A 14,353-nucleotide genomic window follows, 5' to 3' on the forward strand; every position below is an offset into this window, starting at 1 on the left:
TCGCATACAGGCGTCGTGGGGCAGGGGGGCGGGGATATGCTGGCCGCATAACCTGATTAGTGGAGAACACCATGACCCCGTCCGAACTGCACGACGACGCTATCATCATCGATGGCCTGATTATCGCTAAATGGGAGCGCGCGCTGCTGGAAGACATGCGTAAAGGCGGTCTTACTGCGGCAAACTGCACTGTGTCAGTGTGGGAGGGGTTCAAGGCCACCGTCGATAATATTGTCCGCACTCAGGCGTTGATGGATGAGTGCAGTGACCTTGTTCGTCCGGTGCATACCACGGCGGACATTACCAAAGCCAAGGAAGAAGGCAAGACAGGCATCATCTTCGGCTTCCAGAACGCACAGGCGTTTGAAGACCAGATCGGTTATGTCGAGATCTTCAAGAAGCTTGGCGTGGGCATCGTTCAGATGTGCTACAACACCCAGAATATGGTCGGTACCGGCTGTTACGAGCGTGATGGCGGTCTGTCAGGGTTCGGTCGCGAAATCGTGGCGGAAATGAACCGGGTCGGCATGATGTGTGATCTGTCTCACGTCGGTGCCAACACCAGCAGGGAAGTCATTCTCGAGTCCAAGCAACCGGTCTGCTACTCACACTGTCTGCCATCCGGCCTGAAGGAACACCCGCGCAACAAGTCCGACGAGGAACTGAAATTCATCGCCGATAACGGCGGCTTTGTTGGCGTCACCATGTTCACTCCTTTCCTGCGTGCCGGTGTTAACGCCACCGTGGACGATTACGTTGAAGCCATCGAGTACATCATGAATATCGTGGGCGAAGACGCGATCGGTATCGGCACCGATTTCACACAGGGCCACGATCAGCAGTTCTTCGAGTGGCTTACGCATGACAAGGGCTATGCACGTCGCCTGACCAGCTTTGGGGAAATCATCAATCCCAAGGGTATCCGTACCGTTGGCGAGTTCCCGAACCTGACTGAAGCGCTTCTCCGTCGCGGCATGAGCGAGCGACAGGTCCGCAAGATCATGGGCGAAAACTGGGTGCGCGTACTGCGTGACGTCTGGGGCGCCTGATACGCCACCAGAGTACTGGATTCATCTGAAACAACGACAAGAACATGAGGTTAGACACCGTGACGACTACTGCTCCCCAACTGCCGATCGAAGTCGACAGCGAAACAGGCATCTGGACCACCGATGCACTGCCGATGCTGTATGTACCGCGCCATTTCTTCATCAATAACCATGTGGCCGTGGAAGAAGCGCTCGGTGCCGAGAAATATGCCGAAATTCTCTATCACGCCGGTTACAAGAGTGCCTGGCACTGGTGTGAAAAGGAGGCTGAAATTCACGGCCTTCAGGGCGTGGACGTCTTCGAGCACTATATGAAGCGTTTGTCTCAGCGTGGCTGGGGATTGTTCATTACCGAAGAGATTGATCTCGAGAATGGTACCGCGAGCGTACGCCTTGAGCACAGTGCCTTCGTTTATCAGATGGGCAAGGTCGATCGGAAGATCGAATACATGTTCACTGGCTGGTTTGCCGGTGCCATGGATCAGATTCTTGCAGCTGGTGGAAGCAGTCTGCGTACCCAGGCCGAGCAGGTCCAGAGCGGCGCCGAATCCGGGTGTGATGTTGGCCGGTTCAAGGTTGCGCCGACTAGCTGAGGAGAGAGAATATGGCCTTTGAAGCAATGTTTGAGCCGATCAAGATCGGTAGCCAGACAATCCGTAACCGGGTAGTGAGCACCGCGCATGCCGAGGTGTATGCCACCGACGGCGGAATGACATCCGAACGTTACGTCAAATACTACGAAGAAAAAGCCAAGGGTGGGTGCGGACTGTGCATCTGTGGTGGCTCATCGGTCGTATCGATCGATAGTCCTCAGGGCTGGTGGAGTTCGGTCAACCTGTCGACGGATCGGATCATTCCGCACTTTCAGAATCTGGCAGATGCCGTGCACAAGCATGGCGGCAAGATCATGATTCAGATTACCCACATGGGGCGCCGCTCTCGCTGGGACGGATACGACTGGTCAACACTGCTGTCTCCTTCAGGTGTACGCGAACCGGTTCACCGCTCGACCTGCAAGACGATCGAAGAAGAAGAGATCTGGCGCATCATCGGCGACTTTGCCCAGGCAGCACGCCGGGCCAAGGAAGGCGGTCTGGACGGGGTTGAGCTGTCGGCAGTGCATCAGCACCTGGTCGACCAGTTCTGGAGTCCTCGCGTCAACAAGCGTACCGACCAATGGGGTGGCAGCTTTGAAAACCGGATGCGCTTTGGCATGGAAGTGCTGAAGGCGGTTCGGGAAGAAGTCGGCGATGAATTCGTGGTCGGCATGCGTATCACCGGCGATGAGTTCCATCCGGACGGTCTGGATCACGAGGAAATGAAACGGATCGCGGCTTATTACGACGCGACCGGCAAGGTCGATTTCTTCGGCGTTGTAGGGTCGGGTTGTGATACTCACAATACGCTCGCCAACGTTATTCCGAACATGAGCTATCCGCCGGAGCCCTTCCTGCATCTGGCCGCCGGTATCAAGACGGTCGTCTCGGTTCCGGTCATTCACGCCCAGAACATCAAGGATCCAAACCAGGCCACTCGTATCCTGGAAGCGGGCCACGTTGACCTGGTCGGGATGACTCGTGCGCACATTGCTGACCCGCATCTGATTGCCAAGATCAAGATGGGGCAGACGGATCAGATTCGTCAGTGTGTGGGTGCCAACTACTGCATCGACCGCCAGTATCAGGGGCTGGATGTACTGTGTATCCAGAACGGAGCAACGTCTCGCGAATACATGGGGCTGCCTCACATCATCGAAAAGACCAGGGGACCGCTTCGCAAGGTGGTTGTGGTCGGCGGTGGCCCCGGCGGGATGGAGGCAGCGCGCGTCAGTGCCGAACGTGGCCATGATGTAACACTGTTTGAAGCCAAGGATCAGATCGGTGGTCAGATCACCACGGCGTCACGTGCGCCGGGCCGCGATCAGATGGCGGGTATCACGCGCTGGTATCAGCTCGAGCTGGATCGCCTGGGGGTGGATATTCGCCTCAACACGCCCGCTGATGAAGCGACCATCAAGGACCTGCGCCCGGATATCGTTCTGCTGGCTACAGGTGGTGCGCCGCACATGACACAGGTGGCAGACTGGGGATTTGATGAAGATCCCGAGAAAAGCCTGATTGTCAGCAGCTGGGATATTCTTGATGGCAAGGTTGAGCCGGCCAAAAACGTGCTGGTATTCGATACGATCTGTGAATTTTCCGGGGTGTCCGTAGCGGACTACATGGCCGACAAGGGCTCCCGGGTCGAGATCGTCACCGACGACATCAAGCCAGGTGCTGCAGTAGGAGGCACTACGTTCCCGACGTACTACCGCACGCTGTATGAGAAAGAAGTCATCATGACCTCCGACCTGGCCCTTCACAAGGTCTATCGCGAGGGCCCGGCGCTGGTGGCGGTACTCGAAAACGAGTACACCGGCCAAATGGAAGAGCGGGTCGTGGATCAGGTCGTGGTTGAAAACGGGGTCAAGCCCAGCGAAACGCTGTACTACACCCTGAAGCCACAATCGCGTAACCGCGGCCAGATGGACCTCGAAGCGCTGTATGCCATTGAACCCCAGCCCTGCCTGAGTGAGCCGGGAGAAGGCTTCCTGCTGTTCCGGATCGGCGACTGCACTGCACCGCGCAATACGCACGCTGCCATCTACGACGCCTTGCGCCTCTGCAAGGATTTCTGAGACCTGCCCGCGCGGTAATGCCGCGCGGGCTGTCCGGGAGGCTTTCCGATGCTGAATATTCTAATACCGCTGTTACTGGCGGTGTCGCTCGTTTTGGGTGCTGTTGGTGCGTTTCGTCGCATCGCCATGTGGCGCCGTGGTCGACCATCCCCTGTCAACATCATGAAAGGGCTGGCTTCGATTCCACGGCGCTATCTTGTTGATCTCCACCATGTCGTCGAACGTGACAAGTACATTGCACATACTCACGTGGCTACGGCCGGTGGTTTCGTGGCCTCCATGGTCCTTGCCATCATCGTGCATGGTTTCGATCTGGCCAGTGGTATCTTGGGCTGGCTGCTGCTCGCCTTCACGGCCATCATGTTCGTCGGCAGCGTGCTGGTTTATCGCCGCCGCATCAATCCGCCTGCGCGTTTGTCGAAGGGGGCGTTTCAGCGCCTGCCGAAAAGCCTGATTGCATTTTCACTCGGCATGTTCCTGACGACGCTGCCGGCTGTTGGCCTGATGCCGGAAAATGCTGGAAGCTGGGTATTTGCGCTGGTGCTGGTGGTACTGGTGGCGTGGGGCCTGTCGGAACTGGTCTTCGGCATGACCTGGGGCGGGCCCATGAAGCACGCCTTCGCCGGCGCCCTGCACCTCGGGTTCCACCGCCGCCAGGAACGTTTCGGCGGTGGCCGCTCGACAGGTCTCAAGCCGCTTGATCTGGATGACAGGACAGCGCCATTGGGTGTGATCAAGCCGGAAGAATTTACCTGGAACCAGCGGCTCGGGTTTGATGCCTGCGTTCAGTGCGGACGGTGCGAGGCTGTATGTCCGGCCTTTGCTGCGGGGCAGCCGCTCAATCCCAAGAAGCTGATTCAGGATATGGTTGCCGGCATGACGACCGGCACTGATGCCAAATACGCCGGCTCACATTATCCGGGCCAGTCCGGTGAGCATCAGATAGGCTCCGGCGGCGTGCTGGTGGCTCGCAAGGGCGAGGCACTGGTTGATCCGGATACCCTGTGGTCCTGCACGACCTGCCGCGCCTGTGTTGAAGAATGCCCAATGATGATTGAGCACGTTGACGCCGTGGTGGACATGCGTCGTCACCTGACACTTGAGTATGGCGATACGCCGGGCAAGGGCGCGGATGTACTGGATAATCTGATAGCAACCGACAACCCTGGTGGTTTCTCGCCCACTTCACGCATGAACTGGGCAGCCGACCTTGAACTGCCGTTGATCAAGGATCGTGAGCGTACCGAAGTACTCTTGTGGCTGGGTGATGGCGTCTTTGACATGCGCAACCAGCGCACGCTACGCGCCCTGATCAAGGTGCTGAGAGCCGCAAGGGTTGATTTTGCCGTGCTGGGCAATGACGAGCGTGACAGTGGGGATCTGGCTCGGCGCCTGGGGGATGAGGCAACGTTCCAGTCGCTGGCCAAACGCAATATCGCCACGCTGGCGAAGCATCAGTTCGATTGTATCGTGACCTGTGACCCGCACAGCTTCCATGTTCTCAAAAACGAGTACGGTGATTTTGGCGGCCATTACACGGTCTATCACCACAGTGGTTATCTTGATCGCCTGATCGGTGCGGATCGTCTGTCCTTTGCGCCGGCCATGCCGGGTACCGTGACGTATCACGATCCCTGCTATCTGGGTCGCTACAACGGTGAATACGAAGCACCACGGGCGGTATTGAAGGCACTGGGCCTGAATGTCAACGAGATGGTGCGGTCCGGATACCGGTCACGCTGCTGTGGCGGCGGTGGGGGAGCTCCGGTTGTTGATGTGCCTGGAAAACAGCGTATTCCGGACATGAGGATGGACGATATTCGCGAGACCGGCGCCGAAATTGTTGCAGTAGGCTGTCCGCAGTGTACGGCAATGCTTGAAGGGGTGGTCGAGCCACGCCCTCAGATCAAGGACATTGCTGAACTGGTCGCTGATGCCTTGACCGACAGGCCTGACCCTCGCCACAAGGCAGATCAACAGGAACCGCTGGAGGTGATCGCATGAGCCTGCCACGTAAGAACCCGCGGCTTGAATGGATTGCTCGTAACCGTCTGCACCCGGATCATGCCCAGGTCATGGCTGAACAGGGTGCTTCAGCCTCCCCTTCACAGTGGATGGGGCCTGCCGGACTTGTGCGTCGTGACCCGCACCGGATTGGCAGCATCGGGCCCAACGGTATCAAGCGTATTGACCGCAGTGGGCTGCTTTCAAGCCAGGCCGCTGCCTCTCCCGGCCGTCAGGCGAAAAGCGAGCCGCAGAAACCGCTGGTCACTATCGATGAGCCGGCATTTATCATCGCTGTTGTGCCTGATATGGCCGGAGGTGAACTGACCAGTCATGACCGGGATGTACTGGGCATGGCCCGTCAGCTGGCAGATGCTGATCCTGCCCGCCAGGGCGCGGTTCTGGCGGTAGTATTTGGCAGCCACCGTGAGACCCGGTTCGAGCATGCCGGTGTAGACCGTCTATTGCATCTCGGCGATGAACGTCTGGAAGGGTACAGCCCGGAACGACGACTGGGACAGCTTGAAGCACTTGAACGCGAGTATTCACCGGAGCGCTGGGTGTTCCCGGATTCCCAGCTGGGTGGGGCTGAGCTTGGCCGTCGCCTGTCGGTACGGCTCAGGGAACGTCCGGCAACGCAGGTCTGGCAGCTGCTGTCACGGGACAACGAGTGGGCCTGTGAATGTCGTGGTGCCCGTGAGCGCTCGGACATTGTCAGAACACTCCCGCGCTGCATTCTGGCACTGGAAGAGTGTGCCGAACCGGTATCGGAAACCCGTCATGAAGTGAGGGCGGTGGAACTGGAAGGCAGCGTGCCGGAAGCCATGATTCGCATTGATAACCTGGGCCAGGTTGCTGTTGACCCGGCCAGCGTGGCCCTGGGCGAAGCCGAGTTTATCCTGTCAGGAGGGAACGGCATCAAAAACTGGGATCGCTTCCATCATGCTGCGGTTCAGCTGCGCGCGGCCGAAGGTGCCTCTCGTGTGGCCGTGGACAACGGATTCATGCCTCGTGAGCGGCAGGTAGGGGCTACCGGAACATGGGTGAGTGCCCGTGTGTATATTGCCGTGGGCATTTCCGGCGCGATCCAGCACCTTCAGGGTATCGAACGCTGTAACAAGGTAGTGGCCATCAACCGTGATATGGGGTGCGATATGGTCAAACGGGCTGATCTGGCTGTCATTGGTGATGCCGAGGAAATACTGGAAGCCCTGGTGGCGTTGATTGATCAGAAACGTACCGAGGAGGCGCGTCATGAAGCGGCATGAATCAATGGCCAGTGGCTCTTCCGGGCTGTCGGTGGCGGTACTGGTATCAACCGGGCGTCATTCCCTTACCGGACGCCCGGGGCGTGCCGATCAGGATGCACGTGCCGTCGAACTGGCCCTTAACGTAGAGAACAGCCATATCCGCCTTTTCCATGCCGGTGAGCCAGGCGAGGAGTGCCGTGAGGCGCTGCGTGGCTATCTGGGGATGGGCATCGATAGTATCTCGCTCATCGAGCAGTCGGCAGATGCTGATGTCAGTGCTGCGCTGGAAGAAATACTGCGGGAGAGCAAGCCTGGGCTGGTACTGACCGGCACTCAGGCGGAGCAGGGCGAAGGTTCCGGGTTATTGCCCTATATGCTGGCGGAATCTCTGGGATGGTCACTGATCGCAGGGCTTGTCAGTATCGAATCGATCGAGGGTAACCAGGCGACAATCCTGCAGGCCCTGCCGCGCGGTCAGCGACGGCGCCTGAAGGTGCGCCTCCCGGCGATTGCCACGGTTGATGAGAGTGCGGCGAGAGCACGACAAAGTGCGTTTGGCCCGGCGCAGCGGGGGCGAATAGATACCATCAGCCATGACAGCAGCACTGACGAAGCGCTGGCAGGGCTCAGTATCAAGGCAGCGCGTGTTCGTCCTAAACGGCTCAAGATCGTAAAGTCCAAATCGGCTCGCGATCGGTTCAAGGCTGCGGCGGCAAAGTCGGAAGGTGGCGCGGGACAGGTACTTTCGGAAGTGAGTGCTCAGGAAGGTGCTGAAGCGATATTCAAGCTTCTTCAGGACGAAAACGTACTGAGTATATAGGAGGATCCTGCAATGATGCTGGTTGATCTGATAGATGAAGTGGATTTCAGGGTGGCACTGCAGGTGCACAAGGTGCCTGTTCAGGATCCGAAGGCATCGGTGGATGTCCTCGCCCGGGAAGCCTTTGAAGCCTGGGAGGCCGGTCAGGCAGAAGGGCTCAAGCCACTGTTTGAACAGTGGCTGGCCTGTGCCGATGCCATTCATCCTGATGTGCTGAGTGCCATTGAGCGCTGGTGGGGCCCTGTCCTCAGGCAATAAGGCTGCTCAGGTATAAAAAAGGCCCGTCCATGGACGGGCCTTTTCGTATATTGCATTGCGCTGGTGATCAGCCCTTCGCCAGTTTCAGATCAGGCGCATCATTGGACAGGTTTTTCTGCATCTGCTCGCTGTACCACGTCACGAATTCAATAACACCAAACTCATAGGTCTTTGAGTAGGGGCCGGGCTGGTAGGCCTTTGAGTTGATGCCGCGCTGGTTGTTTTCAGCGAGCTTGCGGTCCTGATCGTTGGTGGCGTCCCATACACGGCGCATTTCAGCCGGATCGTAATCCACACCTTCAACCGCATCCTTGTGCACCAGCCATTTCGTGGTAACCAGGGTTTTCTGGGCACTGATGGGCAGAACACGGAACACGATCGAATGATCACCCATGAAATGGTTCCACGAGTTCGGAAGGTGAAGAATTCGCAGTGACCCCATGTCCGCGCTTTGAAGGCGTCCCATCAGCTTTTTGGAGGCCGGCTTGCCATCCATGGTCATCGATACCACACCGTTCAGTAGCGGGGTACGCGTCAACCGGTTACGACGGTCGATACGCTTGAGTTCGAAAGGCACGCTCTGGGCGCTCCAGTCCGCCTGTTTTCTGGCTACAAGCGCCTTGTAGTCGTCCGTGGCACGCGGGTCATCGGTATCATCGAACTCGATCAGTGAGTTCAACAGTTCCGGATGGGCGCCGTTGCAGTGATAGCACTCACGGTTGTTTTCCAGTACCAGCTTCCAGTTGGCATCTTCAACGATGTTGGACTCCACGGCGACCTTGGTGTTTTCCATGTCATATGGCTCAAGGTAGTGGTCAAGCGTCTCGAGAAATTCATCGAAGGCCGGTGGCTCATCGCTGGAAATACAGACGAAGATAAAGCCACCTGAGGTGCGAACATGGATCGGCTTCAGGCCGTAGGCCGTCATGTCGAAATCCGAGCCCATGTCGGTACCGGCATATAGAAGCTTGCCGTTCAGTTCATAGGTCCACTGGTGGTAGGGGCACACCAGCCGTGCGACCTTGCCCTTTTCTTCAAGGCACAGCTTGGAACCGCGGTGGCGGCACACGTTGTGAAAACCATGCACGGTATCCTGGTCGCCACGCACGATCACGATGGGATTGTCGCCAATGTTCATCGTCATGTAGTTCCCCTTTTTGGGAACTTCACACGTCATGCCGGCAAACAGCCATTCCTTGCCGTAGATTTCCTTCATGTCCAGAGCAAAGAAACGCTCATCGTTGTAAAAGGGCTGGGGCAATGAGAAGGACGGTTCACGCTCACTCAGCATCTGAGCGCAGGCTGTTCCGATGTCATTGAGGGAGTCTTCAAGCCGTTCGTGGTCGATCAGATGCATAGTGTGTACGTCCTCATAAACTAAGCCTCCCGACCTGCATGGTTCGGGGTAGGGGCCATGACGATAATGATTGTTATATGATCAGGAGCTGCCGCATTGTTTTTCAGGGGCTGGTCGGGCTTACTACTGGCACTGATGAAATGGAGTTTGCGGCAACCCTTATGGGGTGATTTATCTGCCGACGACTTCTGCTGACACCAGAACGGCATGGTGCCTCGGATTCTTTTGTCTGAGTGGCTGTGAGGGGTATGTTGATGTCGCTCAAAGGCAAGTTGCAAAAACAATGCATCGCCAGAATGCCTGAAACGTGAGCCGATCTCCATGATGGACATCGAATTCGAGAAAGCCTGACCGGCAGAGAGTGACCATTATGAGCAGCAGTTTCCTGAACCCGGTAACGACCCAAACCTGGACCAATGGCCGGCATGCAGTACGCTGCGTCAAGATGATCCAGGAGACGCGTGATGTGCGTACTTTCTGCTTCATGGCCGATCAGCCGGTCATGTTCTTCTTCAAGCCCGGTCAGTTCGTGACGCTGGAACTTGAGATCAACGGCCAGACGGTGATGCGTTCCTACACCATCTCAAGCTCACCTTCTATCCCATATAGCTTTTCCATTACTGTCAAACGGGTACCTGGCGGTGAAGTGTCGAACTGGCTGCATGATCACCTGAACGTCAACGACCGTCTGGCCGTGCATGGGCCCGTGGGCAACTTCAATGCAATCGACTATCCAGCGGACAAGGTACTGTTGCTGTCCGGCGGGGTCGGCATTACACCGCTGATGTCCATGACGCGCTGGTTCTTTGATACAAATGCGGCCGTCGATCTTGACTTTGTTCATAGTGCGCGCTCACCCGGTGATGTAATTTATCATCGTGAACTGCTGCATATGTTCTCCCGTATTCCCGACTTCAAGCTGCATCTGGTCAGTGAGCGCAAGGATGATCTGGGTGAGACATGGTCCGGCTATCGCGGCTTTTTGACCGAGCCCATGCTTCGGATGATGGTGCCCGATTTCCTTGAGCGTGAAATCTTCTGCTGTGGCCCGACGCCGTACATGAATGCCATCAAGAACATTCTCGTGGCCAATGATTTCAACATGGATCATTACCATGAGGAATCGTTCGGTGCGACGCCGGTTGACGTTCGTGAGGAGGCTGAAGAGTGGGCCGAACAGGCAGAAGCCGAGGCAGAAGAGATCGATGATCGCGATCTGCTGAGTGTTCAGTTCGCGGCCTCCGGCAAAAGCGTTCGTGTACAGCGTGCCGAGACCGTCCACACGGCGGCGGCCAAGCTGGGGCTTCACATTCCCAAGGCCTGCGGTATGGGGATCTGCGGTACCTGTCGAGTTGCCCTTAAATCCGGCGAAGTGGAAATGGAGCATAATGGCGGGATTACGGAAGAAGATATCGAAGAAGGGTATATTCTTTCCTGCTGCAGTCGCCCGATCGGCGATGTTGTCATCGATTTCTGATAATCGTTCTGACGCCGTGTACATGTTTCATGTGAAACATGTACACGCATAATGATGGTGTTGATCTTTATCTGAAGGGGCATGGCGTGAAAACGCGATGCCCCTTTTTTCAGTATTTCTCCTGTCGTCACGGCGCTGTGCAGTTCAGAAGCAGGGCGCTCGATGGCTGAGGGGAAGTGGCGATTCGCGCATTTGAATCAAAGCCTGAGTCGGCTGGCGAAACGGGTGGATACCCCTGGCTGAAGAGCGTGCATGTTCCATGGGAAAAATCGGGCAGATCCATGTTTCACGTGAAACACATGATCTGACCGACCATGAAATCCAGACATGAAAAAGCCCCCGTAAGGGGGCTTTCAAGTAGTACTGTTATCAGCCCTGGGGCAGCAGGGAGATATCCGCTATTTCCAGAAACAGCTGCTGAAGTGAGGCCAGAATCGCCAGCCGATTGCGGCGGATCTGATCATCTTCGGCCATGACCATGACCTGATCAAAAAAGGCGTCAACCGGGCCTTTCAGTTCCGCCAGAGCGTCCAGGGCCTGGGCATAGTCACCTTCGCCTATGAGCGGAAGAGCGCGGTCACTGGCGCTGACGATCGCATCATGAAGCGCCTTTTCGGCGGGCTCGGTCAGCAGGGCCACATCAACCTCATGAGCGACTTCACCGTCCTGCTTTGACAGGATATTGGCGACACGCTTGTTGGCGGCTGCCAGTGCGCGTGCCTCATCCCGCTGGCTGAAGTGATGTACGGCCTTCAGTCGGCGTTCAAAGTCGTAGGGGCGAGTGACCGGCCGAGCTCGAACAGCCTGGTACACTTCCACCGGCATGCCGGCATCCTGTGCCCATGTGCGGAAGCGATCAAGCATATACTCCAGCACATCATTGACTACAGTGTCGGCGTTCGGCAGGTTGCTATGCTGTTTGGTTGCCAGACCGAGCAGTTCACGCAGGTCGAGGTTGTATTCTCCGCGAACCAGAATGCTCAGTACACTGATGGAGGCGCGACGCAGTGCAAATGGGTCACGCGTTCCGCTGGGCCGCTGGCCGATCCCGAAGATACCGGTGAGGGTGTCCAGTCGGTCTGCCAGTGCCAGTGCTACACCGGTGGGTTCGTCTGGTGTTTCATCACCGGCAAACCGGGGCAGGTACTGCTGATATAGCGCCCGAGCGACGGGCTCGGCTTCTTCATCAAAGCGGGCATAGTAGGCGCCCATGATGCCCTGAAGCTCGGGGAATTCGAGGACCATTTCAGTGACCAGGTCACATTTGGCCAGTTCGGCGGCGCGCTCGGCATGTTCGATCGGGCTGCCGATGGACGACGCTATGGCAGCAGCCACCACGCGGGTCCGGCGGCTCTTGTCCGCCAGGGTGCCCAGTTTCTGCTGGAATACCACCTTGCTCAACTCATCGCAGCGGCTTGCCAGGGTGCGCTTTCTATCGGTTTCAAAGAAGAAGGCGGCATCGGCCAGACGGGGGCGAATAACGCGCTCGTTCCCTTCAATCACCTGGCGTGGGTCACGGCTTTCAATATTGGAAATAGTGATGAACGCCGGAATCAGGTTGTCCTGCTCATCAAGCAGGTGAAAGTATTTCTGATTGGCCTTCATGGACGACACGAGACATTCCGGCGGCACTTCCAGGAAGCGCTCGTCAAAACGGCCAGCCAGCGCAACGGGCCATTCCACCAGTCCGGTTACCTCGGTCAGCAGGTCGTCATCGATGACGGCCGTGGCCTTGAGTGCCTTTGCCTGATCCTGAACCTGCCTCAGGACTTCCTGGCGACGGCGGTTCATGTCAGCCAGTACCTTGCCGCGGGTTTCGAGAACCTCCAGATAGGTGTCGGCATTGACAAGCTCGATGGCCTCTGGCGCGTGAAAACGGTGGCCGTAGGTGATCCTGTCAGAGGTCAGGCCCAGAATGGTGGCGGGGATGACATCTTCACCGTGCAGCATGACCAGCCAGTGAACCGGGCGTGAAAACTCTACGCGTGAATCGCCCCACCGCATGTTCTTGGGTACCGGCAGTTCGTTGACGGCACTCTCGGCGATGGCTGGCATGAGTTCGCAGGTCGACTGGCCTGTCTCGACATGGCGGTGCCCCAGACGCAGCCCCTTGTCTGTATCGATTTCCTCAAGCTCGCTGATATCAACGCCACAGGAGCGGGCAAAACCCAGTGCTGCCTTGGTAGGCTCACCGTCCTTGTAGGCCGCCTTGAGGGCCGGGCCAAGCTTTTCGATATGGCGGTCGGGCTGGATATCGGCCAGACGTTCGATGGCCACGGTCAGACGGCGAGGCGTGCCCCAGGCATGCACCTCACCATGGGGAAGTTCAGCATCGTCCATCTTGCGGCACAGGCCGGCAGCCAGTGCTTCAGCCAGCGGGGCAATGGCGCCGGGCGGTAGCTCTTCGCAGCCCAGTTCGATCAAAAAAGTGCGTTCGTTCGCCATGGCTTACGCGTCTCCTTGCTGTTGTGTATCGTCCTGCATGAGGGCCTCACGTATATGCGCCGGTGCCATGGGGAAACCTGCTGCCTTGCGGGAGGCGTAATAGGCGCTGGCAACATCACGAGCCAGGGTACGCACTCGCAGGATAAAGCGCTGTCGTTCGGTGACGGAAATGGCGTGGCGTGCATCCAGCAGGTTGAAGGTATGTGACGCCTTCAGGACCATTTCATAAGCGGGCAGGGGCAGCGGAGTATCCAGTGCCAGCAGTTTGTTGCATTCGCGCTCGTAGTAGTCAAAGTTGTCGAACAGCGTTGGTACATCGGCATGTTCAAAATTGTAGGTTGACTGCTCTCGCTCGTTTTGAAGGTACACATCCCCGTAGGTGACGATGGAACCGTCCGGTGCCCGCGTCCATACCAGGTCGTAGACGCTATCGACATCCTGCAGGTACATTGCGAGGCGCTCAAGGCCGTAGGTCAGTTCGCCGGTTACCGGGTAGCACTCCAGGCCGCCGGATTGCTGGAAGTAGGTGAACTGCGTCACTTCCATGCCATTGAGCCATATTTCCCATCCCAGCCCCCAGGCGCCCAGTGTCGGGGATTCCCAGTTGTCTTCCACGAAGCGAATATCGTGTGTGAGCGGGTCAAGCCCCAGCGCTTCCAGAGAACCCAGGTACAGGGCCTGGAAGTCGGCAGGGGAGGGCTTCATTACGACCTGAAACTGATAATAGTGCTGAAGCCGGTTGGGGTTCTCACCATAGCGCCCGTCGGTAGGGCGGCGTGAGGGTTGTACGTAGGCCGCATTCCAGGACTCCGGGCCGATTGAGCGCAGGAAGGTCGCCGGATGGAAAGTGCCGGCGCCCACCTCCATGTCCAGCGGCTGCATGATTACGCAGCCCTTGTTGGCCCAGTATTGCTGCAGGGCAAGAATCAGGCCCTGAAAAGTACTAACGTCCGGTATCGCCTGTGTCATCGGGAAAACACCCCTGTCCCATGTTCATGAATTAATCTGCCGGCAAG

Annotated in this window: 11 protein-coding genes; 8 read left to right on the forward strand and 3 right to left on the reverse strand. The window is 57.5% G+C overall.

Features of this window, described 5'->3' with window-relative positions; all coding sequences use genetic code 11:
• Positions 1–71: 71 nt before the first annotated feature.
• The 7 genes from NAT21_RS00345 to NAT21_RS00375 are packed head-to-tail and all read left to right on the forward strand — an operon-like array spanning position 72 to position 8,058.
• Positions 72–1,049: a dipeptidase gene (locus tag NAT21_RS00345; RefSeq protein ID WP_250934756.1), complete on the forward strand. Its 978-nt coding sequence runs from the start codon at positions 72–74 to the stop codon at positions 1,047–1,049.
• A gap of 44 nt (positions 1,050–1,093) precedes the next feature.
• Complete coding sequence (locus tag NAT21_RS00350) at positions 1,094–1,642, forward strand: DUF5943 domain-containing protein (protein ID WP_284732635.1); 549 nt, start codon at positions 1,094–1,096, stop codon at positions 1,640–1,642.
• 11 nt (positions 1,643–1,653) lie between these two features.
• Positions 1,654–3,726, forward strand: coding sequence for a dimethylglycine demethylation protein DgcA (gene dgcA, locus NAT21_RS00355; protein WP_250934757.1), 2,073 nt, complete (start codon positions 1,654–1,656; stop codon positions 3,724–3,726).
• A 48-nt stretch (positions 3,727–3,774) separates the two neighbouring features.
• Complete coding sequence (locus tag NAT21_RS00360; RefSeq protein ID WP_250934758.1) at positions 3,775–5,730, forward strand: (Fe-S)-binding protein; 1,956 nt, start codon at positions 3,775–3,777, stop codon at positions 5,728–5,730.
• A complete protein-coding gene (gene etfA, locus NAT21_RS00365) occupies positions 5,727–6,998 on the forward strand; it encodes an electron transfer flavoprotein subunit alpha (RefSeq protein ID WP_250934759.1) in 1,272 nt (423 codons plus the stop codon). The genes NAT21_RS00360 and etfA overlap by 4 nt, the downstream gene beginning before the upstream one ends.
• Entirely contained in the window at positions 6,985–7,800 is an 816-nt protein-coding gene (gene etfB, locus NAT21_RS00370; protein WP_250934760.1) for an electron transfer flavoprotein subunit beta, read from the forward strand. The genes etfA and etfB overlap by 14 nt, the downstream gene beginning before the upstream one ends.
• A gap of 12 nt (positions 7,801–7,812) precedes the next feature.
• Positions 7,813–8,058, forward strand: a complete 246-nt coding sequence (locus tag NAT21_RS00375) for a hypothetical protein (RefSeq protein ID WP_250934761.1) — start codon at positions 7,813–7,815, stop codon at positions 8,056–8,058.
• A gap of 67 nt (positions 8,059–8,125) precedes the next feature.
• Here the strand turns inward: NAT21_RS00375 and gbca are convergent, their stop codons facing one another.
• Positions 8,126–9,415 (reverse strand): glycine betaine monooxygenase oxygenase subunit, encoded by a 1,290-nt coding sequence (gene gbca / locus NAT21_RS00380; RefSeq protein WP_250934762.1) that lies wholly within the window; start codon positions 9,413–9,415, stop codon positions 8,126–8,128.
• Positions 9,416–9,785: 370 nt separating this feature from the next.
• Here gbca and gbcB point away from each other — a divergent pair, with 370 nt between their 5' ends.
• Positions 9,786–10,892, forward strand: coding sequence for a glycine betaine monooxygenase reductase subunit (gene gbcB / locus NAT21_RS00385; protein ID WP_250934764.1), 1,107 nt, complete (start codon positions 9,786–9,788; stop codon positions 10,890–10,892).
• Between the two features lie 369 nt (positions 10,893–11,261).
• Here the strand turns inward: gbcB and glyS are convergent, their stop codons facing one another.
• A complete protein-coding gene (glyS, locus tag NAT21_RS00390) occupies positions 11,262–13,337 on the reverse strand; it encodes a glycine--tRNA ligase subunit beta (protein ID WP_250934767.1) in 2,076 nt (691 codons plus the stop codon).
• Positions 13,338–13,340: 3 nt separating this feature from the next.
• Complete coding sequence (gene glyQ, locus NAT21_RS00395; RefSeq protein WP_250934769.1) at positions 13,341–14,306, reverse strand: glycine--tRNA ligase subunit alpha; 966 nt, start codon at positions 14,304–14,306, stop codon at positions 13,341–13,343.
• Between the last annotated feature and the right edge of the window lie 47 nt (positions 14,307–14,353).

Source organism: Larsenimonas rhizosphaerae, assembly GCF_023700005.1.
GTDB classification, from domain to species: domain Bacteria; phylum Pseudomonadota; class Gammaproteobacteria; order Pseudomonadales; family Halomonadaceae; genus Larsenimonas; species Larsenimonas rhizosphaerae.

What these genes read in the sequence shown, in the direction of transcription:
- dgcA (WP_250934757.1), top strand. Translation starts at nt 1,654, where the DNA reads ATGGCCTTTGAAGCAATGTTTGAGCCGATCAAGATCGGTAGCCAGACA.
- gbcB (WP_250934764.1), top strand. Translation starts at nt 9,786, where the DNA reads ATGAGCAGCAGTTTCCTGAACCCGGTAACGACCCAAACCTGGACCAAT.
- NAT21_RS00350 (WP_284732635.1), top strand. Translation starts at nt 1,094, where the DNA reads ATGAGGTTAGACACCGTGACGACTACTGCTCCCCAACTGCCGATCGAA.
- glyS (WP_250934767.1), bottom strand. Translation starts at nt 13,337, where the DNA reads ATGGCGAACGAACGCACTTTTTTGATCGAACTGGGCTGCGAAGAGCTA.
- NAT21_RS00375 (WP_250934761.1), top strand. Translation starts at nt 7,813, where the DNA reads ATGATGCTGGTTGATCTGATAGATGAAGTGGATTTCAGGGTGGCACTG.
- gbca (WP_250934762.1), bottom strand. Translation starts at nt 9,415, where the DNA reads ATGCATCTGATCGACCACGAACGGCTTGAAGACTCCCTCAATGACATC.
- etfA (WP_250934759.1), top strand. Translation starts at nt 5,727, where the DNA reads ATGAGCCTGCCACGTAAGAACCCGCGGCTTGAATGGATTGCTCGTAAC.
- NAT21_RS00345 (WP_250934756.1), top strand. Translation starts at nt 72, where the DNA reads ATGACCCCGTCCGAACTGCACGACGACGCTATCATCATCGATGGCCTG.
- NAT21_RS00360 (WP_250934758.1), top strand. Translation starts at nt 3,775, where the DNA reads ATGCTGAATATTCTAATACCGCTGTTACTGGCGGTGTCGCTCGTTTTG.
- glyQ (WP_250934769.1), bottom strand. Translation starts at nt 14,306, where the DNA reads ATGACACAGGCGATACCGGACGTTAGTACTTTTCAGGGCCTGATTCTT.
- etfB (WP_250934760.1), top strand. Translation starts at nt 6,985, where the DNA reads ATGAAGCGGCATGAATCAATGGCCAGTGGCTCTTCCGGGCTGTCGGTG.